Below are 24,504 nucleotides of genomic sequence, written 5' to 3'. Positions count from 1 at the left end.
CCTTAACGTACCAATGAAGCAGCAACACTTTGAAGCTCAACACGCTTTAGCACCTGCTTTATTTTATCGGCATAATTTGGGTCTGTTGCATAACCTGCTTTTTGTAAAGAATCTAAAAATGCTGCAGGCTCTGCGGTGTTTTCAAGTGCTTCTTGATAACGAGGATTCTCATTGAGGAAATCCACAAAATCATGAACACTTTCTTTAATTGATTGATAAGAGCGAAAACTGGCTTGTTTCTTAACAGGCACACCTTGCTCAAACTCCAAAGTAAGTTTGCTTGCTTTGTCACCTTGCCAGCTTTTATCAGATTTAATATTGAATAAGTTGTTACTACTGGTGCCGTCTGCTTTACTAATAATGTGTTTTCCCCAACCTGTCTCAAGGGCAGCTTGCGCAACCATGACAGCAGGGTTTAAACCAATTTTCTCAGCTGCATTTTTAGCATGTTCCCACACCGTACTGATAAATGATTCAGCATCATCAAAGCGATTTTCAGTTTGTTCATTGGCTGACGTAGTCTCGACAGCTTTAGTCGTCGTATCTGGCTGTTCAACACCACTTGCACGTCTATCACTGTTAAACTCAGTTGTAGTCCTAAGCACAGAGCCTGGCATAAATTTTTTGCCATCAGGCGATAACTGCTGAACAATAAGATCTGCTAAACCCAATGAGCCATTTGAAGACAGCTCGACTGATAGCTGCTGATCATGCATTTCTTCAAAAAACTTTACGCCACTGGTGTTAAAAGGACTGTCTTTATCTTCGAACGCTTCATTCGCTTTACGCATGCTCTTCAAGAGCATTTGTGTGAAGATAGATTCAAATTGTGCCGCCGCCTTTTTTAGCGCTTCTTTTGACGCATCGCTAGAGGCATCATTTTTTAGGGCACTTTGACGTAATGAGTCTAAGTTACCTAAATCAAAAAAGTTTTGCTTGTCGAGATGATTAGTATCCATCAGCTTTTTGACACAATAATTATTAATACCCAATCAAATGCAAAAAATGAGCCAACAAATAAGAGAAAAGAATGTAGAATAATAACGCAGAGACTAAAAACGCGCTTTCGCGCGTTTTTAGTTAATTAAATAATCACAAGTTGCCCGTTTATGGCCCCTGCTTGCTTAAGAGCTTCAAGAATGGCCATTAAGTCACCTGGGGCTGCCCCTACTTCGTTAATAGCACGCACCAGATCATCAAGACTAATTCCCGGATTAAATACAAATGCACGAGAATCATCTTGGTTAACATCGATAATACTTTGATTAGTCACAACTGTTTCACCCTCGCTAAATGCGTTTGGCTGCGAAACATTTTGCTGCTCAGCAATGGTAACGGTTAATCCACCATGCGTTATCGCCGCCGGTTGCAACTTAACATTCTTACCAATCACTATTGTGCCTGTACGTGAATTAACAATAATTTTTGCTGCAGTGTCAGCAGGCTTGAACTCCAAATTTTCAAGTGTTGATAAATAAGCAACACGCTGCGATGCATCACGAGGTGCAAGCACTCTCACTGACGCCGCATCAATTGCTTGCGCGCTATTTGGACCAACTAAGTCATTAATTGTTTGCTCTAATCTTTTTGCTGTTGTGAAATCTGGGCGATTCAAATTAAAGGTAATGTAGTCACCTTGCATAAACGGGCTTTTAACTGCTCTCTCAACCGTTGCGCCATTTGGAATACGCCCAACAGTGGGTGTATTGATAATAACACGGCTACCGTCAGCACCTTCTGCCCCTAACCCACCGACGACAAGGCTACCTTGGGCAATCGCATAGGTGTTGCCATCCACCCCTTTTAAGAAGGTTTGCAGTAATGTACCGCCACGTAAACTACCTGCACTACCAATTGAAGAAACAGTGATGTCAATTGTTTGGCCAGGCTTTCTAAATGCAGGCAGTTCTGCATGCACAGCAACGGCGGCAACATTTTTAATTTTTGGCTTTAAACTCGCCGGCAAAGTTATGCCAAAACCATTGAGCATGGCTTTAAAGCTTTGTTCAGTAAAACGGCTTTGCTCACCAGTACCTGGCAAACCAACAACCAGACCATAGCCAACTAATTGGTTAGAGCGAACACCTTCAACCATAGAGACATCTTTAACCCGCTCAGCCTGCACACTAAACTGCAAACTAAGTAAGCAAAGTGCGATGATGTATTTAACCCCATTCATGATGTGTTACCTCTAAAAAGGAAAAAGTGAACTGCTGAAGAATCGTGAAAGCCATCCAGCACTTTGCGACTCTTGCATTTGCCCTTTTCCTGAATATTGAATTCGTGCATTCGCAATGCGATTTGATGTGACTGTATTATCGGCAGTGACATCTTCAGGGCGAACTAAGCCTTCTAAACGAATAAATTCTTCGCCTGTATTTAAGGTTAACCACTTTTCACCGCGGATCACTAAATTGCCATTAGGCAAAACGCGCATTACATTGACGGATATATCACCAAATAAGCTATTAGACTGGTTTGACTTTGAATCGCCTTTAAACGATGAACCTGAGCCAATGCCAAACTGGATGCTATCTCCGCCTATATTAACTGGGTTTCCACCTAAGCCGATAACCGGATCTAAGCTGGCATCCGTTTCTTTATCTGTTTCAGTTTTTGCCGCTTTCGATGCTTGCGTAGACTCTTGCAACTTAACAGTAATAATATCGCCTGTTCTGAGTGCTTTTTTATCTGAATACAGATCATTTGACAGATAACTATCAAACAATGAACCTGTTGGTACCATTTGTTCAGCAGAAGGCTCTGGATACATAGGTGCATAGTAAGGGTCATCCTGAACCACATGGTGGTTCTGTGTTGACATACAACCACCTAACATAAATGCTGCCGATGTGACTAAGATAATATTACGCATGCGACCTCCTACCCATTAAAGCTGCTGATTAATATAGCTAAGCATTTCATCAACCGCTGAAATCACTTTTGAATTCATTTCATAAATTCGTTGCGTTTCAATCAGATTAACAAGCTCTTCGGTTACATTAACGTTCGACGTTTCAAGTGATCCTTGAACCACAGTGCCTAAGCCATCAATACCTGGATTACCTTGCACAGGCGCACCACTTACAGCAGTTTCTGTATACAGGTTTTGCCCCATCGGCTCTAAACCCGACGGATTAATAAAATCACTGATTGTAAGCTGACCAATCACGACATTTTCTGCTTGTCCTGCCACCCGCACGGATACTTCACCGTCTTGTGAAACAGTGATTGATTGTGCATCGTCAGGAACATTCATTTCAGGCTGAATAGGGAAACCCGCACCTGAGGTTACAATTCGGCCATCTTCATCGGTTGTAAATTGACCATTACGTGAGTAAGCAATATTTCCATCAGGCAGTTGTACTTCGAAAAAGCCGGGGCCTGAAATCATCCAGTCGAGTGAGTTTTCGGTAGTAAGCATGTTACCTTGCGAAAAGTTCTTTTGGTTCGCAACAACTTTTGCACCCGCACCAAGCATTAAACCTGATGGCATCTCAGTATCTTGTGATGAGCGACCACCAGGCTGATTGATATTTTGATATAGTAAATCTTCGAATACAGCACGGCTTTTTTTATAGCCTACCGTACTGGCATTCGCGAGATTATTTGAAATCACCGAAATATCGGTTTGTTGGGCATCAAGCCCTGTTTTACTGATCCACAATGCAGGATTCATAATTCTACCCTCTCAGTGCTATTAAACGATGCGTAACAGCTGATCTTGACGTTCATCAATCTCTTCCGCTGTTTTCATCAATTTAACTTGTAATTCAAATTGGCGTTGATGGCTGATCATATCGACCATTTCATGTACAGGATTCACATTGGACATTTCAAGTGTGCCTGATAACACCTCTACATTTTCTGACACATCACAAAAGGTACATTGACCATTCACTAAGGTCTCTGGTTTTGGCCGAAATAAGCCATCATTACCTTTTTCAAGTTGCGTGTTGTCAGCCTCAATAACCTTAAGTCTGTCAACGACTTCTAAAAAGTTTGCTGGCGCACCTTGAGGTCGAACTTGTATAGAACCATCAGAACTAAATTCAACTTTTTCAATCGGCAGTGGCAAAATAATCGGACCACCTTCGCCAATAACTTGACGTCCATGGCTGGTCATTAATGCGCCATCGGGAGTAATGTTTAATGTGCCGGCTTTTGTATAAGCTTCGTTACCTGAGGCATCTTGAACACTTAGCCAACCTCTATCGCTCAATGCAACATCAAGATCGCGCCCAGTCTCAACATACCCACCCGACTCCATATTTGAGCCAGGTCGCTCTTGCATAGAAAACACGCGTGTAGGCATGCCTTCACCAAATGCTTGCATAGAGCGGGCTTGTGCAAAATCAGCTTTAAAGCCAGTGGTGTTAGCATTCGCTAGGTTATTAGCCTTTAGGGCTAGACCTCGCATACTTTGCTTAGCACCCGACATGGCAATGTAGACCATTTTGTCCATAACATTGACTCATTAAAAATACGATATTTGATAAATGCAATAACAGTGCCAAAGTAAAATTGACGCCTTATTTAAGCGCCTATGGAATGTAAAGCTCTCTGTTGTAGCGGTGTGGGCCTATATGACTAAAATGAAAAAGGCTGCCTATTAAAGAGCAGCCCTTGTGTCGGATTGAGTTGAAGATCCGCTATTATTAACGGATCTGTAAGATATTTTGTTGCAGTGTTGAGTTCACTTCAAGCGCACGCGAGTTTGCTTGGAAGTTACGCTGTGCACTAATCAAATCAACTAACTCAGTTGTTAAGTTCACGTTTGACTGCTCAAGAGCAGAAGAATTCACAGTACCAAGTGTACCTGAACCTGGCTCCCCAGCAATAGGCTCACCAGAGGTTAAGCTTTTCTTCCACGATGTATCGCCCACTTGTTGTAAGCCTTGTGAATTAGAAAAACGAACCATGGCAACTTGCCCTAAGAATGAGGTATCACCATTACTGTACGAAGCAACAACCTTACCATCTGTGCCAATATCAATACCTGCTAGGCGGCCCACTGTTGCGCCATCTTGTTCAAGTGCTTTCACTTCAAAGCGGCTGGCATACTGGGTTGGTATTTTATTCGTAGTACCTGCTTCATCACGCCAGTTAATATTAACGTCTTCAGGGAAACTCGCACCATTTGATAATAAGTCAGATAAACCAACCCCAGCACCCGCACCATTTGGGATAGAAAGTGGGTTGAAGGTAGCATCTGTGTTTGGTGCACCATTTGTGTTTAATGGCAAACCACTTGAATCAAATTGAAATGTCGATAATGGTGTGTAAGGTGCTGCTGTTTCTTCAACACCTGCTGGGCTAAATGATTTCTCATCAAGCGTAGCATACACTTGCCACTCATTGTCATTCCCCGTTACAGTCGCATCTGTTTTAACAAAATAAAGCTGTAATACGTGCGGCTCACCCAGTGAGTCATATATCGTTGTCGATGTCGAACTGTTATACGACGCACTTGTCTCAGGATCAAAAGGCGTCACTGTTGGCGTAGTAGAACGTGAATCTAGATTGAACGATGAATACACGTTATTTGTTGAACGCGGCGAGCCTGATGAGTCTGGGATTTGAATAGCTGAAGAGGTACTTAAGCTCACTGACGTTGTATCGCCTGTTGCAGGGTCCACAGGGAAACCTTGTAAGTAGTTTCCTTTAGCATCAACAACAAAGTTATCTTTATTTAGCTTAAAGGCACCAGCGCGCGTATAAGTAAAATCTTGAGCACCTAGCTCTTGGCTCATCGCGAAATAACCTTCACCAGTGATGGCTAAATCAAGCGAGTTATTAGTAAACTGTAGTGACCCCTGATGGAACTGTTGAGCCACCATGGTTGTTTGCACACCGTCACCATTTTTAGTTCGACCTGAGCTAAACACTGAAGATGCATATACATCTGCAAATTCAGCTCGTGATTCTTTAAAGCCTGTCGTATTAACGTTCGCAATATTATTTGCTGTTACATCTAAATCTTTTTGCGCGGCAGCAAGTCCGGTTAATGCAATATTGAAGCTCATAATTCACCTCTAAAGTGTCAATCTGTAGCACTTGGCTAACTAATTAATCTGTATAATTAAGCGATTTCTGCTACATCAGTTAGCCTAACCGCGCCTTCTTTAGTATTTATAATAATGCCGCTCGAACCATTAATGTTGACACTCTCAATGTTCTTGAAAGTCGCTATCGGTAAGCTAGTATAGTCACCATTAACACTTCCCTCGGCTTTGATTTTGTACTCGCCAGGAGGCAAACGTTCACCATCTTCATTTTCGCCATCCCATTCAAAACGAATTGCACCAGCAGATTGCGCACCTAACTCAATGGTTCTGACAAGTTGGCCCGATTCGTCTTCAATACGTAGTGTTAACTTATCTACCGGTTTTTCTGCAACAACAGATCCTTTAGAAACACCCGTTTCATTTAAATCCAACATATTTGACTCAAGCAACGCTTGTTTACCCACTAAAGTAGATGCTTGTAGTGCCGAGTTAGATGTCATCGAAGCCGTAAGGGATTCAAATTTACTATTAAGATTTGAAATACCTTCTGCCATGGTAAAGTTTGTCATCTGAGCAATCATTTGATCATTGTCAGCGGGCTTACTCGGATCTTGAAACGATAACTGCTGAGTTAATAACGAGAAGAAATCTTCTTGTGTTAATGTGTCATCTTTCTCTTCTGTTTTCGTTTGATTGTCTTGCCAACGTAAGTTATCTAAATACGTGGATGACGCACTGCTGATGTCGTTACTCATAACTTATCCTCGGTTACCGCTGCCCAAGCAACAGTGTTTTACTTAACATTTGCTTTGCTGCATCAGCAACTTGCACATTTGTTTGATAAGAGCGAGAGGCAGAAATCATATTAGCCATTTCTTCTACGACGTTAACATTAGGCTTGTAGATATAACCGTTTTCATCTGCACTTGGATGATTCGGGTTATATTCAATTTGCAGGGGCTTGTCGCTCTCTACAATACCCAGTACTTTAACGCCAACAGAAGAGCCCTGAGGATTGCTTTGTGATGCTGACGCTTTTGTTAGTTCAGCGGCAAACACAGGATGGCGCGCTCGGTAAGTCTCATTTTGACTTGAGCTAATCGTATTTGCATTTGAGATATTACTCGCCGTGGTATTTAAACGCACATTTTGTGCACTCATCCCCGTACCTGAAATATCAAAAACATTATATAAACTCATGATTAAGCTCCTTGACTACCGAGGGCTTTTTTAAGGCCTTTAATTTTACTACTCATAAATTGCAGGCTTGCCTGATACTCTAATGAGTTTTGTACATACAAGTTTCGTTCCACTTGTATATCAACAGAGTTACCATCACCTGTATCTGCTTGATTTGGCGTGCGAAACATTTCTGAGTTACCAACAAAACGACTACCACCCGCAAGGTGTTTCTCGTTTGTACGTACCATAGTGTTGCCGCTTTGTTGGTTGCTTTTTGCCGCTTTTAATGCAGATGCAAAATCCACATCTTTTGCCTTGTAGCCCGGCGTATCAGCATTAGCGATATTCGTCGCTAATAACTCAGCACGTTGTGAACGGATCAACATTGCATGGGGGTGAACACCGAATGCTTTATCAAAACTGATAGCCATAACCATCTCCAAAAATTTGACTCTGCGTAGCATAATGCAAAAGATAAGCCAAAAATTAAGGGGGCTATAAATATGGTTATAACTAATTGAAAATAAATAAAATATAGCAACCTAATCGTTAGGTTGCTAGGAGGGAATTATTTCTTCTGGTAGATGATACCTGGATTACAACGTACCATATCAAAACTATCACTTAAACCTGCCATTGACTCAGATGCACCTAAAAATAAATAGCCTTTAGGGTTAAGTGCCTGCGCAAATTGCGCAATAATTTTTGCCTTAACCTCTGGTGAAAAGTAAATCAGTACATTGCGGCAAAAAATAATATCAAACTTGCCCATCAAGGCATAAGAATCTAATAAGTTTAGATGCCTAAAACTGACCATTTTTCTTATTGGATCAACCACCTGCGCCATACCATTGCCACTATCCTTAAAGAACTTTTGCCGCCTTTCCATCGACAAGCCTCGTGCGAGGGCAAGTGAGTCGTATTCTGCATTCTTACACATATCAAGCATAGTATTTGAAATATCAGTACCGATAATCTGCGCACCCATTTTTAAAACACCAGGTTGCTTAGACTGAAACTCAGCAACCGACATAGCTATCGAGTAAGGCTCTTGACCAGAAGAGCTTGCCGCAGACCAAATTTTCACCGGTCTACGCAAGTCTTTAAATTCAGGAAACAATTTAGTTTTAAGTAACTCAAAGGGGTATTGATCACGAAACCAAAGTGTTTCGTTTGTCGTCATCGCATCAACAACTGCGGCACGTAACTGCCTCTCATGAGGGCTTAATGTTTTGCTCACAAGCTGTGATAACGATTCCACACTAAAGCGAGCCATCAATGGGGCTAGGCGACTCTTAACTAAATAAAGTTTATTATCACCTAACACAATCCCACATTGTTGCTCTAAAAAAGAGCGAAATTGATCGTATTCGCTTTGTTGTAAGTGCTTATTTTCCAAAGTAATACCACCTATAAATTATTAATCACAGTGAACCCATTTTTTAACAGCTCTCGCTAATTCATCAGGGTTAAACTTTGCAATAAAATCATCCGCACCCACTTTTTCAATCATTGCTTGATTAAATACACCACTCAGCGATGTATGTAAAATAACATGTAGCGGTGATAATTTTGGATCGGCTTTTATTTCTGCTGTTAGGGTATAACCGTCCATTTCAGGCATTTCAACATCAGATATCAGCAACCCAACACGTTCAGTGATGTTGTTTTGACAGTCAAGTTCAGCAATTTCACGTAGCCTGAGTAACGCTTCTTTACCATTTTTAGCAAGTTCAGTTTGCACACCTAATGGCTCAAGTGCACGCTTAACTTGGTTTCTTGCTACCGCAGAATCATCAGCAATAAAGACAATGCGTTCGCCTAAATCTTTTTGAATTTCGCCTTCGCCCACAACCTCAGCGCTGACCTCAGTATTAACCGGGCAAATCTCGTTAAGAATCTTTTCAACGTCAAGGATCTCTACCAGCTCGTTTTCAATTTCGGTAACGGCTGTCAAATACGAATAACGGCCAGCGCCTGATGGCGGAGGCATAATTTTTTCCCAATTCATATTTACAATACGTTCAACACCACCGACTAAAAAGCCTTGAACTGAGCGATTGTATTCCGCAATGATAATAAAACTATCTTTAATATTTTCAATCGCAGGACCGCCAACAGCCATAGATAAATCGATAACTGAGATAGTTTGACCTCGAATATGGGCCACACCACGGATATAGGCGTTTGATTTTGGCATGTTTGTAAGCGGTGGGCATTGTAAAACCTCTCTTACTTTAAACACGTTAATACCAAAGCGTTGACGCCCTCTGAGTTTGAATAATAGTAATTCAAGGCGGTTTTGCCCAACCAACTGAGTACGCTGGTTAACTGAGTCTAAAATGCCTGCCATTTCAATCTCCTAAAGATAAACAACCAGAGTCGGAACAATAATTGCTTTCTTTGTGTTAAAGCTACATAAGGTTACAAAGCGTCTGTTTTTTGACGCAAAATATTTATACCTTGTTTTCAACCATAAGCATAGTCGAAACATGATGAGTTTGTTAAAAAAAAGCCGAAGATACAGTGTTTTTTATTTTCTTGCTAGCCTGTTGCTTAGTACGCAACTTCACGCTGAAGTCTATAATCACCAGCAACTTCAACAAATCGCTATCGATTTTATCAGCGAACAAATAACTGATCTGGATTCAACACCACAAGTCAGCGCACTGCCTCTTGATAGCCGAATCCCTGATAGGCCTTGTCAGTTACCGCTGAGTAAAACCGTTCCGACTGAACCTCCTTTTAATCGGCAGGTAACCGTACAACTTAAATGCGAAGACTTAAATAGTTGGACGCAGTATGTGCATGTCAGAATTATTGAACTTGAGCCTGTGGTAGTAGTAACAACCAATTTAACTCGTGGAGAGGTTATTAAAGCTGAACATCTGCGTCTTGAAATGAAGCCTAAACAATTTGTTCGTACGCAATATATTCAAGATGAATCAGTGCTAATAGGAAGTCGGAGCAAACGTAATATCCGCAGCGGTCTTCCGATTGTCATGAGCCATATTTGTATGGTGTGCAAAGGGGATAATGTAACCATCATTGCAGCGATACGTGGACTTAGAATCAAAACAACAGGTGTTGCTTTAGAAGATGGTACGCTTGATGAATTAGTACGTGTAAAAAACAAAAAATCAGGTAAAGTATTAAATGCACGCGTGGATGGTGTCGAGTCTGTACAGGTGAATATTTAATTTTTAATATTTATGTTAAAGTATCTTGTGTGCCTGCCGATACCAAGGCATATGTTGGGTAATGTATAGGTCAAAATAATGGTAAGCAACGTCAATAATAATAGTCAGCAAACATCTGTGTTGACGAATACCAAGCAAAAACAGCTTGATTTACAAAAAGATAACCTTAACACGCAAACGGCTAAATCAGCTGCGCCTAAAGCCAGTGCAGATTCAGTGAGTTTAACGCCGCAAGCAAAGCAATTAAAATCTTTGCAAGAAAAGGCTGAGCAGTCATCTGGTTTTGACAGTACAAAAGTCGCTGAGTTGAAAAAAGCAATCAGCGAAGGAAAGTATCAAATTGATACTGAAAAACTAGCAAAGAACATCGCAGCATTCGAGTTTGACGTTTATGGCTGATCATAACCATTTAATTGCCAGCAAATTAACACAGCAAGTCTCTTATTTAGAGTCTATTGCTGCGCTTTTAGATGATGAGCTAACAGCCATTGCCTCAAAACGAGGTGAAGGTTTAAAAGAGATTGCCCAACAAAAAATCGCCTTATTACAAAAAATTCAAACGCTTGATAAAGAAGTTCAGGTGCTTGTGAGTAAAAATGATGCTCAAGATGAAGACGTTTCTTCACTTATCACGCAGGTGAATGAGCTTCTTACAAATTGCAAAAAGAAAAACGATGTCAATGCACATGCCGCACATCAAGCCCAACTAAGTGTAAAACAATTAAAAGATATTTTAATTGGTGCACCATCGTCTATGACCTATGATCAAGGTGGCAGTGTTATTCAGGGCGAGAATAAAATTGTACATAACCTAAAAGCGTAATGCGTTTGGGTTATCTCTCCTTTATTACGACAACCTCACAAATTGATAGCCCCCTCTGATAAGCCACTTTGCTATTTGCCGAAAAGATGGCGCTGTAAACCTGATTATTGCTCCAAGTTATTGCTTATAAATAACGCGACATAAAGTCGCGACTACAAAGTAAGCTTTACTCGTGAGTTTCCTAAGCAAAACCTAAAACCATATCTACTAAAATAAGCTGTTCAGAGTCAAAAATAAAGCGCGATAAATCGCGCTTTATTTGTATTTAGTAACTCGTTTTAAATATCGATAGCGTTATTGCCGCCTTCGATGAGTTTCTTAATTAACTCCTCAGAGTCATTTTGAATATCATTTGCTGCGTCTGATGTCACTTCGGGCTCACCATTGAATGCCAAACTTTGACTTTCACTGCCAGTATCAAGAGCAAGTACATCCGTTTGCTCACTATCGGTGAGTACATCATCAATACTCAGTTCAAGTGGTGCCGCCCCCTCAGCAATAGTAGAATCTGTGTTTGTGTCAGTCATAACCAAACTCAAATCAATACTTTCGCCAAGTGGTTGAGGCTCAGTTCCTTGTGCCATTTGCTCTTCACTCTCATCAAAATCAGCTAACAAAGGTTCACTGCCTAAACCAATAAGCCCCCCATCTGGCTCAGTATCGAGTACCCCAGTGCCCACTAAATCATTTTCGGTATTTTTAACAATGAAGTCACCTGTTACAGGGTCGACGATTGCAAAGTAATATTCATTACCTAGATCTAATACAGACAAGCTAATAAACCAATCACCATTACTATCTGCGGTGACTGTAGGTGCTGAATTAAGTAAAGATAAATCAACAATATTTAATAAATTAAGCCCAACCAAGTTAGAACCAATAGCATAAACTTCTGTGCCTGGTTCTGCCTCCCCTGAAGCTGATGGGAGAAGCAGTCCCAAAATACCTGGATTATAATTAGTTACATTAAACGCATCCAAACTAGGGTCGTTACTGTAATCGATGCTAGATATGGTTGTGGTATTGCCTGCGGCATCGGTTGCTGATGCCTCAACATAAGCAAGCGTTAGTAACGAAACAGATAAGTTAAGGACTTGCCAATCCCCATTTGCATCAACAGTGGCTGTATAGGGTGCGCTGACGCCTCCTCCCACTAAGTGATTCGTAATTGAGATAACGCTGCCCTCAGGTAAATCTGAGGTACCAGAGAGCGAAACCAAGTTACCTAATAAGAATGACGGTACGATTGAAAGTTCTGGTGCAACCGTATCAACTTCTCCGCCGGTTTTACTGTCTGTTCCAGTATTTCCAGCTTCATCAGTGATACTTACAGCAACAGAGTAAGTACCATCAGCAAGAGCTTGAGTCGCGGTTGCTTGCCAGTCGCCGTTCACATCTGTCACAGCCGCAACACTATGCGTTACGCCACCAGCTGCGGTGAAAGTAACAATAATATTGCTGTTAGCGAGATCAGACGTACCATTCACTGTTGGTGTTGAATCATTTGTGAGTATCAAACTACTCGCGTTGATACTAATAGTAGGTGCAATCGTATCAATCACCGCCGTTGTTGAGATAGAACCATCGTTACCAGCACTGTCTCTCACAACAGCTGTTACTGTGTATGCCCCTTCAGCAAGGTTTTGTGTTGCCTCAACCTGCCATTCAAGGTTTGCATCTAATGTTGTTTCAACACTGTGACTTACTCCCACAGCATCAACAAATGTAACAATCACCAAACTCCCTGCTGTAGCCCCTGTTGCACTACCTGTGACGCTTGGTGTTAAATCACTTGTCACGGCGATTGGATCAATCGTTACATCTGCAGGTGTTATGTCTATGCTACCCGATGCCGAATCTGTTGCTGTATTACCCGCAGCATCTGTAATACTTGCATCAATTGTATAAGCTCCCTCAGCAAGAGGAGAAGCAAGTGCAACAGACCAATTACCACTTGCACCAACAATTGCACTCGCTGTGACTTCATTATTGAGCGCATCTGTTACGGTTATTGATACTAGGGTACCTTGCGGAGCATCACTCGTGCCACTGATTGTAGGAGTTGTATCATTTGTTACATCTGGCGTATTAACACTGAATAGAGGTGCCGTTAGGTCGATTTCACCACTGCGTGTGGCAGTGCCTGTTAACCCGCCTTCGGTCACACTCGCTGTAATACTAAAACTACCTTCGCTTAATGGTGTCGATAATTGCACACTCCATACACCCCCTGTTACGGTGGCAAAGACGGTCTGAATGTTGCCAAGTGCATCTTCTACATTCACAGTCACCTGCGTGGTGTCTGCGGCATCACTGGTGCCAGAAATAGTCGGTGTTGTATTGTTCGTCACTGTTAGTGCGTCAACAGCGATAGTAGGTGCATTACTATCAAGAGTCGCTGTTTCAATGGCCGTTGTCGTATTACTGGCTGCATCAGTAATGCTTGCAGTAATACTGACTGCACCATCTGTTAAAGCAGGTGATACATCGACAGACCAACTACCATCTGCTTGCACTGTTGCAGTAAGTGGATAAGTATTGCCGTCATTTTCAACGGTTATATTCACCGTGCTACCCTGTGGTTCACTCGTTGTCCCACTAATGGTTGGTGTAGTGTCGTTTATCGTGCCAAGACCATTAATGACAAGGATTGGCGCAAAGGTGTCAATTGCACCGGTATCTGAGGCACTACCTGAATTGCCCGCAGAGTCGGTAATACTCGCGGTCACACTATAGTTACCATCAGGCAAATCACTAGGCGTTACTTGCCAAGTACCATCGATTTGTACTGTTGCCGTCAATGTTTGAGTATCGCCATTACTATCAGTAACGCTAATATCGACAAGCGTACCTTGTGGTTCTGTCGATGTTCCAGAAATAACTGGCGTACTTGAATTACCTAATACAAGCGGATCCAGTGTGACAACAGGATCAACCGTATCGACAGTAATGGGGGTTGTTACTGTTTGCGTATTATTAGCATCATCCGTAATTGTGGCAGTAATGGTGTAGCTGCCATCGCTAATATCAAGGGGAACAATAAACTGCCACGTTCCATCACTTGCCACTGTCGTTGTAATTTCTTGCCCCGCTACTTCGACAACGACCGTACCGCCAATTTCATTACTACTGCCTGAAATCGTTGGTCGAACATCTGAAGTAGCGCCAATATCGTTAATAACTAGGCTTGGGGTTACACTGTCTAGCACACCCGAAACCTGCTCCGTGGTTAAATTACCTACTTCGTCGCGAACCGACGCTGTCACCGTGAAGCCACCTTCTGCAAGCGCTGAAGGGACATCAACAGACCATGTTTGATCATTTAACACTGTCGCTGTAAAGCTTTGCGATCCACCCGCACTATCAGTGACGGTAATGTTAATAACAGTACCTTCTCCCATATCAGTTGTTCCTGAGATAGTCGGCGTCGTGTCATTAGTTAAAGAATCAACATTAAGTGTTAATACAGGAGCAACATTATCAAAATTTAATGTACTCACAGTGGCGGTGTTCCCTGCTTCATCCGTGGCAGTGGCTGTTACGTAAGCTAAGTTAAGTAGCGGTACAGTAATTCCAAGAACCTCCCAATCGCCATTTGCATCAGTCGTAGCCGTATAAGTTGCGCCCACTAAGCCGTCGACTAACTGCTCAGTAATGGTAATGACACTGCCTTGAGGTAAATCAGATGTGCCAGATAGCTCTACTAAATTACCTAATAGGAACGAAGGTATAATGCGAATATCAGGTGCAATAGTATCAACAACACCACTATCAGATGCTGTGCCGGTGTTACCCGCATTATCTTGAACTGTCGCTGATACGGTATAGCTACCGTCGGCAAGCGCTTGACCTGCATCTGCACTCCAGTTACCTGATGCATCTGTGGTTACGGTAACAATATGACTAACACTGTTGGCATCTAAAAAGGTCACGTCTAGTTGCGTGTTTGCTAAATCAGACGTACCGGTTACTGTTGGTGTATTATCGTTAGTTAATTCAGGTGCATCAATGGTGATATTGGGCGCAGTAAGGTCAACATTGCCTGTTTCTGTATCCGCGCCTTGATTACCAGCAGCATCCTCGAATGTCGCATTAACAGTGTATTCACCCTCAGCCAATGGTGTGGTTACCTCAACTGACCATACCCCCCCTGGTTGTATTTGCGTCGTGACGACTTGCTCTTGCCCTGCGCCATCGGTAATGGTTAGTGTAACAAGCGTACCGACTGAAGCGCCGCTACTTTGCCCACTGATCAATGGTGTTACGTCTGTTGTATCAGAGAGTGGATCAATCACGATTGTTGGCGCAGTCGTATCTATTAGGCCTGTTTCAGTTGCCGTACCTTCGTTACCTGCAACATCAAATACACTGGCGTTAACTGTAAAACTGCCCTCTGCTAATGCTATGCTCGGCGATACCGACCATGTGCCATTAGCCTGTACAGTCGCGGTGATCGTTTGGATGCCGCCAAGTGAATCCGTAATTTCTAATGTAACGGTACTGCCAGCACTTGCATCAGTGACCCCACTAATTGTTGGTGTATCGTCATTTGTACTACCTATGTTGTTAATACTGATAGTAGGTGCTGTTAAATCAACAACGCCTATCGTTGACGCCTCACCATCAACACCTCCAACGGTAACCGTTGCTGTCACTATGAAATTACCTTCTGCTAATGCTGTAGGTGGTGTCACAGACCAAATGCCATCAAGAAGAGTCGCAGTTAATGTTTGTGGCGGGTTAGTACCATCATCAATCACCACGGTCACTGTCGAGCCGTTTGGCGCTGAAGTAGTACCTGTGATTGTAGGGGTTGTATCATTCGTATCAGCTATCGCATCAACTGACATGCTCGGCGCGCTGATGTTAACAGTGAAGTCACTTGAGGTGCTGGCAGTATTACCTGCAGGATCTACGACTGTGGCTACAACAGTATAGTCATCATCAGCTAATACCATAGATGTAACCGACCAATCTCCATTGCTATCAACGACAGCCGTTAAAGACACATCAACGTTATTAGAATCAGTCACAATCAGAGATATTTGTGTGCCTTGCGGCTCTGTTGAGGTACCACTTATTGTCGGTGTATTTGTGTTTACAGTACCAAGACTGTTAATCGAAATCGCAGGGGCAACAGTGTCTATATTACCGGTGCCGGATGCTGTACCAATATTGCCGGCATCATCGGTTATGCTCGCTGAAACGGTGTAATTACCATCAGGGAGTGAAGGCGCCTCTACTTGCCAGTCACCATTGGCATCAACCGTTGCGGTTAAATCATACGTATCACCATTGATATCGGTCACTGTAAGGTTGACAACTGTTCCTACTGCCTCACCAGATGTGCCGCTTAATAATGGCGTGCTATCGTTTCCTAATCCGTTATTATTCACAGTAACTATAGGCAAGGTAATATCAATATCACCTGTCGCGTTTTGGGTTGTCGTATTACCTGCATCGTCACTGACTGATGCAGTAACAGTGTAACTTCCTTCAGCTAAGCCATTTGGCACTTCTACAGACCATGTGCCATCGCTTGCCACTGTTGCACTAATTTGCTGTGTCCCATTGCTATCAGTCACTTCTATATTAATGGTCGCACCTATTTCGTCACTGGTGCCACTCAGTACAGGTGTTACATCATTGCCACTCCCAACGCCATCAAGCGTTAAACTCGGTGCTACAGTATCAATAACGCCACTGGCTGTTTCTGTTGTGGTATTACCAAAACTATTTTGTACACTGGCACTGACAGTAAATGTGCCATCTGCCAGTATCACATTCGGACTGATTGACCATTCACCATTTGCATTCACAGTCGCATTGAGTGTTTGGCTATTCCCTGCTTGATCGGTAACAACAACGGTTACTTGCGCGCCTTGGCCAGCATCAGTGGTGCCCGAAATAAGGGGGGTATTATCATTAGTTAAAGCATCTACACTGACAGTTAAAATCGGCGGTGTATCATCAAAGTCAGTTGTAGTAATTGTTGTGACATTACCTGCAGCATCTGACGCGGTTGCTGTAATAGATGCCAAATTAACAATAGGCACACTCAACCCCGTTAATGACCAATTCCCATTAGCATCTGTTGTCACGGTTGTTGTGACTGCTGGTGCACCAATTAAATTTTGAGTAACCGTAATCACACTTCCTGCCGGTAAATCTGATGTACCACTCAAAGTAATCAATTGACCTAATAATAAGGTAGGTTCAAAGGCAAGCTGTGGAGGAATTGTATCAATCACACCGCTATCAGTGTCAGTACCTGTATTACCGGCAGCATCCGTTACGCTTGCTGAAACATTATAACTACCATCTGCGAGTGACTGCGAAGCCTCTGCACTCCAGTTTCCGTTACTGTCCGTTTGCACGACAACAATATGACTATCGCCATTCACATCCGTAAATGTTACTTCAACACTTGCATTCGCTAAATCAGAGCTACCAGTTACAAGTGGCGTATCATCATTTGTTAGGAAAGGACCATTAACTGAGACAAGAGGTGCAGTTAAGTCGACAACGCCTGTGGCAGTGTCTGAAGCGGTATTGCCTGCCGTGTCTGCGACAGTGGCTTCAACGGTGTAAGTACCTTCAGCTAACCCTGTCTCCACCTCGACAGACCAATTACCATTGGCACCAACAACCGCTGCTAATGATTGAGTATTTCCAGCGCTATCAGTCACTTGTAAAGTAACAACACTGCCAATAGCCAAGCCTGAAGCTTGTCCAGATATGAGAGGGGTAATATCCGTGGTATCAGCTAGTGCATCAATACTGACCGTTGGTGCCGTTATGTCAACAAGACCTTGGGCTGTTGCATCACCAGTTATACCATTTACAGTAACGGAAGCTGATACAGAAAATGCCCCTTCACTTAATGGCGATGTGACATTGGCTACCCAAATTCCATTTTGAACGACGGCAGATAAGGCTTGCAAATTACTGTTACTGTCTTCGACAATAATAGACACCACGGTACCGTTAGGCGCATCCGATGTACCACTGATGGTGGGTGTCGTGTCATTGGTATCGTTAATTGTATCAATTGAAAGACTGGGCGCACTGGCATTTAAAACAAACGAACTTGTTGCTACAGCTTCATTGCCCTGCGCATCAGTAATCGAGGCTACAATATCAAATGTGCCATTTTGTAATTCTTCAGGTACCTCTGCAGCCCACGTGCCACCACCACTGACAATGGCTGTAAAAACATAACTATCAACCCCGTTACTTACCGTGAGTTGTACAATACTGCCAGCAGGTTCATTTGTTGTACCGCTAATAATTGGTGTAGGGTCATTGACTGTGCCAAGGTTATCAATGGTTATCAGTGGTGCTGTAGAATCTAATGTGCCTATCTCGGTATCGAGCCCTGTATTACCTGCGTTATCAGTCACGCTTGCTGTTACTGAAAAATTACCTTCGCTGACAGGTGTTGTAACTTGTACAACCCAATTACCTTGTGCATCCAGCGTTGTTGTGTAAGTTTGGCTGTTATTTACAGAGTCAAACACGGTTACTGTCACTGTACTTCCCGCTAAGGCACCTTCTGCCGAGCCTGTGATGATGGGTGTACTGTCGTTCGTGACACCAATTTCATCAATAGAAACCACAGGCGCTGTGATATCAATAATACCGCTAATAACTTCGTTAGCCGTATTTCCAAGAGAATTTGTCACAGTCGCATCAACTGAAATTTCACCTTCAGCAAGCGCGGTAGGCACCTCAATACTCCATGATCCATCAGGGCCGACTTGGGTCACAAAACTCTGCGCAGGTCCCGAGGCTGGCGTAACTACAACCGTTATTACGTTCCCAGGAGCTGCATTAATTGTCGTCCCTGAAATGGTTGGGGTGGTGTCATTTGTTTCACCGATTGCATCAATAGTAATGGTGAGTAATGATGAATCAATTAACCCATTTGCAGTTGCAGAAGCTTGGTTTCCAGCTGCATCTGCAACTGTTGCGGTGACAGTATACTGACCTTCACTAAGCTCTGTAACAGCATCAATTGAAAAGCCACCATTGATGTTTGTCACTGCGCTTAATTCTTGACTATTACCATTTGCATCAACCACAACAATGGTCACCGCAGTGCCTTCATCAACACCTTCAACGACACCTGAAATAGTCGGAGTTGTATCAGCGCTACTGCCAGGATCGTCTAATGTAATTATCGGTGCGGTTAAATCTATAATGCCTTGCGCTGTGTCTGTGGCTTGATTACCAGCCAGATCGTTTACCGTAGCGGTAATTGTAAACGGCCCTTCAACAATGGCTTGATTGGCACCAACTTGCCAACTATTATCAGCATTAACAGTGGCTGTTAATGTTTGTTGATTGCCGTTACTATCCACTAAAGTCACGGTTACTTGTGTACCTACATCAACACCACTCACCACCCCAGAAATAATAGGCGTTACGTCATTTGACGGGGTAAAATCATTAATTTCTATAGTTGGTCCAGTTAAATCAATCACACCAACTTCCGTATCCTGTGCAGTATTGCCAGCTGCATCTTGCGTTTGGGCTACAACAGTAAACTCTCCCTCAGCAAGGGGCTCTGTTAGGGTTATTGACCAACTTCCATCGGCATTTGTCGTGGTTATGAAAGTCTGCTGCGCTCCACTACTATCTGTCACAGTAATGGTGACTTCAGTGCCGGCGTCTAGGGTTTGTGTTGTGCCATCTACAGTGGGCGTTAAATCATTAACATCACCTATGGTATTGATTGTTATTATTGGCGGTGTTAAATCAACGGTGCCCGTTGCTGTGGCCGTACTATTATTACCAGCTTCATCGTTAACACTCGCCATAACGGTGTAGTCACCTTCAGCTAAGTCATTTATAACATCAACTTGCCAGTTACCATCTGCATCCGTTGTCGTTATGAGTGTTTGCGCATTACCACTGCTGTCTGTGACCAGTAATGTCACTGTTGTTCCTGCAGGAACATCTAAAACGGAGCCTGAGATAGTCGGCGTCGTGTCATTGGTATCATTTAATGTGTCTATAGAAATAACAGGATCGGTTAAGTCTATTTCACCTATTTCAGTCGCCGTTGCCGTGTTACCTACCGCATCCGTTACCGTTGCTGTAACAGTGAATGTTCCTTCCACCAGCGGTGTTATTGCTTCTACTGACCAATCCCCGTTTGCATCGGTAATCACTTGTAGTGTTTCTGTAGCACCATCACTACCAATGAAGGTAACGGTGACCACTGTACCTGCATCAACGTCTTGGGTTGAACCTGTCACTACAGGGGTTGTATCGTTTGTATCAATAATAAAGTTAATGCTAACCGTTAAATCAACATTGCCAACCGCTGTCGCCTGTGCTTCATTGCCTTGAGGATCCAGAACAGTTGCAACAATAGTAAAGTCCCCCTCAGGAAGCGGTTCTGTCATTTGCAGTGACCAGCTACCATCAGCTTGAGTAACTGCAAGCAAGTTAATGACTTGTCCATTACTGGCAGTGATCATCAGCATGATGGTTGTACCCGCCGCAACGCCTTCGGTTTGACCGCTAAGGAATGGCGTCGGGTCATTGCTATCAGCAATTGAGTTGATTGTTATTGAAATAGGAGAAAATGCGATTTCTCCATTGGCATTGGCCGATGCACTATTACCAACAGGATCCACCACTGTCGCGATAGCGGTAAATGCCCCTTCAGGAAATCCCGCCGTTGCATCTACGGTATAACTGCCATCAGCACCAACAATGGCTGTAAATATTTGTGACTGACCGTTACTATCAACAACTTGAATACGTACCTGAGTTCCCTCTGGCACATCATCAACCCGCCCAACAAATGTGGGTGTGGTATCGTTAGTGTCGGCAATCGCAACAAGCGTAATATCAGGCGGCGTTAAATCAATGAGGCTACTATCAGTATCAACCCCCTCATTACCTACTTCGTCAATTGCTGAGGCGACAACATTGTATAGCCCTTCAGAAAGATCTTGCGCTGTTATGCTCCAATTACCCTGTTCATCAACTTGAGTCACAATGGTTTGTACTCGCCCTTGGCTGTCAGTCACAGTGATTGTGACATCTCCACCCACTTCAATTCCTGACACGGTGCCCGAAATCTCAACATTAGGTGAAGCAGAGTCATTAAGCGCATTAAGCTGCACTTGAGGGCCCGTTGTATCTATATTTGCCAAGATATTATCATTCAGTGGATTACCGTTAGGATCGATCACATCCACATCAATCACAATCGGTCCATCTGGTAAGGGGTCTAGCGGTGTAGTCGTAAAGGTACCATCAGGCTGGACAATCACAGTAACAACTTGAGTGTTGCCATTCACATCAGTGACTGTGACAGTTAATGTCTCACCCACAAGGTTCTCTGTTATACCCGAAATAACCGGTTGAGGATTGTTCGAATTGCCGATTTCATTAACGCTTAATGTTGCCAAAGCGTCATTAGGTACAACACCATCGGTGGTATCCCTTGGCGTAAAAATGCCATCACTACTTGCATTTAGGCTGTCATCAAATGATAAACCTGAGGGATCTATTCCTTCTGCAATACGAGCAAGCTCAACAAAGGACGTGCCACCACCTGACGTAGCACCACCAGTGCCACCCGCTGCGGTTGCTTCTAAATTCTCAAGAATGTCTCCATCACCTTCTAAAGCTTGTAGAAAGTCGCTGATATCGCCAGTTGCTTGTTGCTGAGGTGGCGTTGAGTTTGCTTGATTTAAACTTGCAATCGCATCATCTATAGACTCATCAAACACCGTATTTTCAGAACTGTCTTGACTGCCTTTGGCAACTAAATCGGGAGTAATTGTGATTCTTTTACTGGCTGGTATTGATAATGATTCGCCCTGTACATCTATTGTTAAAGTCGACTTTTCAGCCGTTACAACAGTGTCACCCACGGTGATCACATCACCCACCTCAAGTGCCTTAATAGAGCCATCTGCTTGGATAATGCCAGCAGAACCTTGAACATCGATAACTAATAATTGGTTTGCATCCATTTGCCGCTCCTCAACGTACCAGTAATACTTTTATATAAGTAAAGCCTAGTTAAGAAACAACACTAAGTTACTGGACTATGGTACAGGTCAGCCACTTATTTAATACTATTTAACTATTAAAACAGGAACATGAATCCAGAAGAAAAAGTTCACATTTAAACAATTGTAGTAGTTGCAGTATTTTAAAATGTTAGCTAAACCTTAACTTAGCGTGAATAAAATTTAGTCAAAAAAGAGGATGATATGGCTATAAATAAACAGTTCACTAATAGAAAACTCATCAGTGCTATCGCTTTATTTTTTGTTGCAAACGGATGTATTTTAAATGCTCAAGCAGAGCAAACCTCATCTATGCCACTTAATTATGTCGCCGATAAAGCCATTGCAAATAACCCTGAAGTCCAGCAGGCGTGGCATGCATTTAAAGCATCGATGCATGGCATTGATGCAGCGCGTTCAGGTTATTTACCAACGGTAGATATATCTGCAAGTGCAGGATATGAAAAGCGAAATTATGGTATTGATGAAGAGTTTAATCGTAATACAGCAGAATTAACGTTAGGACAGATGCTTTATGATGGATTTCGAACTTCAAACACAGTAAGACGTTTTGAACGTATCCAGCTAATCCGTTATTTTGAGCTCCTCACTCAAGCTGAGCAAACAGCACTTGAAGCCAGTGTCGCATACTTAGATGTACAAAAATTTACCGAGCTGGTACAACTTGCAGAAAATAACCTACAAGAACATCAATCGGTTTATCAACAAATTGAACAAAGCGTTGGAGCCGGTGTGGCACGTGCCGCTGACTTAGAACAAATTAGTGGTCGTTTATCACTCGCTCAATCAAATGTCATGACCGAATATGCAAACTTACATGATGTAAGTGCTCGCTATTTACGGATTGTTGGCGAATTGCCGACCAAAGGAGTTGTTAAAGCAAAACTCAGTGACGATGCTATTCCTATTTCTATCAATCAAGCACTGGACTTGGCATATAAAAACAGCCCTAACTTTTATGCTTCTTTATACAATATTGAAGCACAACAAGCTAACGCCGACTCACAACGCGCCGCTTTTCATCCAAATGTCGATTTATCAGCACGTTACGGTATGCAAGACCGAAACGAGCTGGGGTTAGATGAAACGCAATCTGAAGCACGTGTGGGCATTGATATTAGCTATAACCTCTACAGTGGGGGTCGTGATAGTGCTAACTTAGATCAAGCGTACCAAGAGGTCAATGTTGCGAAATACCAACGTGACCAAACCTGTATCGAAATACGACAAAATCTTCAAGTGGCTTACAACAATGTACTCGTGCTGCAAAGTAAAATTCCTTCTTTGGAAAACCATAAAAATTCTTCTAATAAGGTAAAATTTGCGTATAAAGATCAGTTTGATATTGGTCAGCGCACCTTACTTGATGTACTTGACGCAGAGAACGAATCATTTCAGTCAAATAGAGCCTATACAGCGGCACTTTACGACCGTCAAACTGCGATCTTAACCATGCTTGCAGAGATGGGTAAGTTACTAGAAACACTAAATGTAAAATCTGACAAGTTCCCATCAATAAGTGAACTTACCGATGATCCAATTGCGCATAATGCGGAGTATGTTTGCCCTAAATACGATGTTGCAGCAACATTGGGACGACAAGCGTTTTTGCAAGAAAAAAAGAAGCAAGATAACGCGTATATGAGTGTGACTGCGATGCCTAGTTATTTGAACATTCCTGCCACACCAGCACCACAAGCCCCCATAACAACCTTTGCTGATGATGACAATGATGGTATTGCAAATGAGCAAGATGACTGCCCATCGACCCCCGCATTTACAGAAGTCGATGACAGAGGGTGCACTAAATACCGCAGTAATACCAGTAATGTCGAGATTGGTATTCCTTTTCTAGCTGACTCCAGTGTAGTGCGCCCTGAATATATGCAAGAAATCGCTAGGTTAGCTGAATTTTTAAAAGAGCATCCTACTAAGCAGGTGGAGATTCAAGGGCATGCCTCATTAGAAGGCCCTGCCCTTTACAATCGCAAGCTATCAGAAAAGCGCGCCTTTTCAGTCGCAGAGCTACTTATCCAGCAATACGGTATTGCACCTAACCGCGTCACATCTTTAGGCTATGGAACAGATCAGCCAAGAATTAACGAAATTTCCGTTCGCGCAAATGCTGCAAACCGTCGCATAGAAGCTGTAATAACCGACTCTAGCAATCGCTCAGCTACAGCACAAAATGGCTGGTCTTAAGCTAGGTTGTAAATTAACGTATGGATAGT

Annotated in this window: 16 protein-coding genes; 4 read left to right on the top strand and 12 right to left on the bottom strand. The window is 42.8% G+C overall.

Going from position 1 to position 24,504, the window contains the following annotated elements:
• Positions 1-2: 2 nt before the first annotated feature.
• The 11 genes from flgJ to PAARA_RS14340 form a co-directional block, all read right to left on the bottom strand.
• Positions 3-959, bottom strand: a complete 957-nt coding sequence (flgJ, locus tag PAARA_RS14390; protein ID WP_062569710.1) for a flagellar assembly peptidoglycan hydrolase FlgJ — start codon at positions 957-959, stop codon at positions 3-5.
• A gap of 125 nt (positions 960-1,084) precedes the next feature.
• Complete coding sequence (locus PAARA_RS14385; RefSeq protein ID WP_062569709.1) at positions 1,085-2,179, bottom strand: flagellar basal body P-ring protein FlgI; 1,095 nt, start codon at positions 2,177-2,179, stop codon at positions 1,085-1,087.
• Between the two features lie 12 nt (positions 2,180-2,191).
• On the bottom strand, positions 2,192-2,875 hold the full coding sequence (gene flgH / locus PAARA_RS14380) for a flagellar basal body L-ring protein FlgH (protein WP_062569708.1): 684 nt from the start codon (positions 2,873-2,875) through the stop codon (positions 2,192-2,194).
• Between the two features lie 15 nt (positions 2,876-2,890).
• A complete protein-coding gene (flgG, locus tag PAARA_RS14375; protein WP_062569707.1) occupies positions 2,891-3,679 on the bottom strand; it encodes a flagellar basal-body rod protein FlgG in 789 nt (262 codons plus the stop codon).
• Positions 3,680-3,700: 21 nt separating this feature from the next.
• On the bottom strand, positions 3,701-4,465 hold the full coding sequence (locus PAARA_RS14370; RefSeq protein ID WP_062569706.1) for a flagellar basal body rod protein FlgF: 765 nt from the start codon (positions 4,463-4,465) through the stop codon (positions 3,701-3,703).
• 193 nt (positions 4,466-4,658) lie between these two features.
• Positions 4,659-6,026, bottom strand: a complete 1,368-nt coding sequence (flgE, locus tag PAARA_RS14365) for a flagellar hook protein FlgE (protein WP_062569705.1) — start codon at positions 6,024-6,026, stop codon at positions 4,659-4,661.
• Positions 6,027-6,082: 56 nt separating this feature from the next.
• Positions 6,083-6,763, bottom strand: a complete 681-nt coding sequence (locus PAARA_RS14360) for a flagellar hook assembly protein FlgD (protein ID WP_062569704.1) — start codon at positions 6,761-6,763, stop codon at positions 6,083-6,085.
• A gap of 13 nt (positions 6,764-6,776) precedes the next feature.
• Positions 6,777-7,208: a flagellar basal body rod protein FlgC gene (gene flgC / locus PAARA_RS14355; RefSeq protein ID WP_062569703.1), complete on the bottom strand. Its 432-nt coding sequence runs from the start codon at positions 7,206-7,208 to the stop codon at positions 6,777-6,779.
• A gap of 2 nt (positions 7,209-7,210) precedes the next feature.
• Entirely contained in the window at positions 7,211-7,621 is a 411-nt protein-coding gene (gene flgB / locus PAARA_RS14350) for a flagellar basal body rod protein FlgB (RefSeq protein WP_062569702.1), read from the bottom strand.
• Between the two features lie 137 nt (positions 7,622-7,758).
• The gene (locus PAARA_RS14345; protein WP_062569701.1) at positions 7,759-8,589 is read right to left on the bottom strand and encodes a CheR family methyltransferase; all 831 of its coding nucleotides are present in this window, start codon (positions 8,587-8,589) and stop codon (positions 7,759-7,761) included.
• Positions 8,590-8,610: 21 nt separating this feature from the next.
• Positions 8,611-9,543, bottom strand: a complete 933-nt coding sequence (locus PAARA_RS14340) for a chemotaxis protein (protein ID WP_062569700.1) — start codon at positions 9,541-9,543, stop codon at positions 8,611-8,613.
• A 142-nt stretch (positions 9,544-9,685) separates the two neighbouring features.
• On the opposite strand from PAARA_RS14340, the gene flgA reads away from it, so the two are divergent.
• From flgA to flgN, 3 genes are all read left to right on the top strand, one after another.
• The gene (gene flgA, locus PAARA_RS14335) at positions 9,686-10,390 is read left to right on the top strand and encodes a flagellar basal body P-ring formation chaperone FlgA (RefSeq protein ID WP_062570034.1); all 705 of its coding nucleotides are present in this window, start codon (positions 9,686-9,688) and stop codon (positions 10,388-10,390) included.
• A 78-nt stretch (positions 10,391-10,468) separates the two neighbouring features.
• Entirely contained in the window at positions 10,469-10,789 is a 321-nt protein-coding gene (flgM, locus tag PAARA_RS14330) for a flagellar biosynthesis anti-sigma factor FlgM (protein WP_062569699.1), read from the top strand.
• The gene (gene flgN / locus PAARA_RS14325) at positions 10,782-11,213 is read left to right on the top strand and encodes a flagellar protein FlgN (RefSeq protein WP_062569698.1); all 432 of its coding nucleotides are present in this window, start codon (positions 10,782-10,784) and stop codon (positions 11,211-11,213) included. Before flgM ends, flgN begins: the two co-directional genes overlap by 8 nt.
• A gap of 278 nt (positions 11,214-11,491) precedes the next feature.
• Here flgN and PAARA_RS14320 read toward each other — a convergent pair whose 3' ends face one another.
• The gene (locus tag PAARA_RS14320) at positions 11,492-22,213 is read right to left on the bottom strand and encodes an Ig-like domain-containing protein (RefSeq protein WP_062569697.1); all 10,722 of its coding nucleotides are present in this window, start codon (positions 22,211-22,213) and stop codon (positions 11,492-11,494) included.
• A 243-nt stretch (positions 22,214-22,456) separates the two neighbouring features.
• On the opposite strand from PAARA_RS14320, the gene PAARA_RS14315 reads away from it, so the two are divergent.
• Positions 22,457-24,475 carry a TolC family outer membrane protein gene (locus tag PAARA_RS14315; RefSeq protein WP_245219966.1) on the top strand — a complete coding sequence of 673 codons (2,019 nt, stop codon included), beginning with the start codon at positions 22,457-22,459 and terminating at the stop codon, positions 24,473-24,475.
• Positions 24,476-24,504 lie beyond the last annotated feature (29 nt).

This window comes from Pseudoalteromonas arabiensis, assembly GCF_001550155.1.
Classification (GTDB): Bacteria; Pseudomonadota; Gammaproteobacteria; order Enterobacterales; family Alteromonadaceae; genus Pseudoalteromonas; species Pseudoalteromonas arabiensis.
This window is presented reverse-complemented; position numbering and strand designations above follow the sequence as displayed.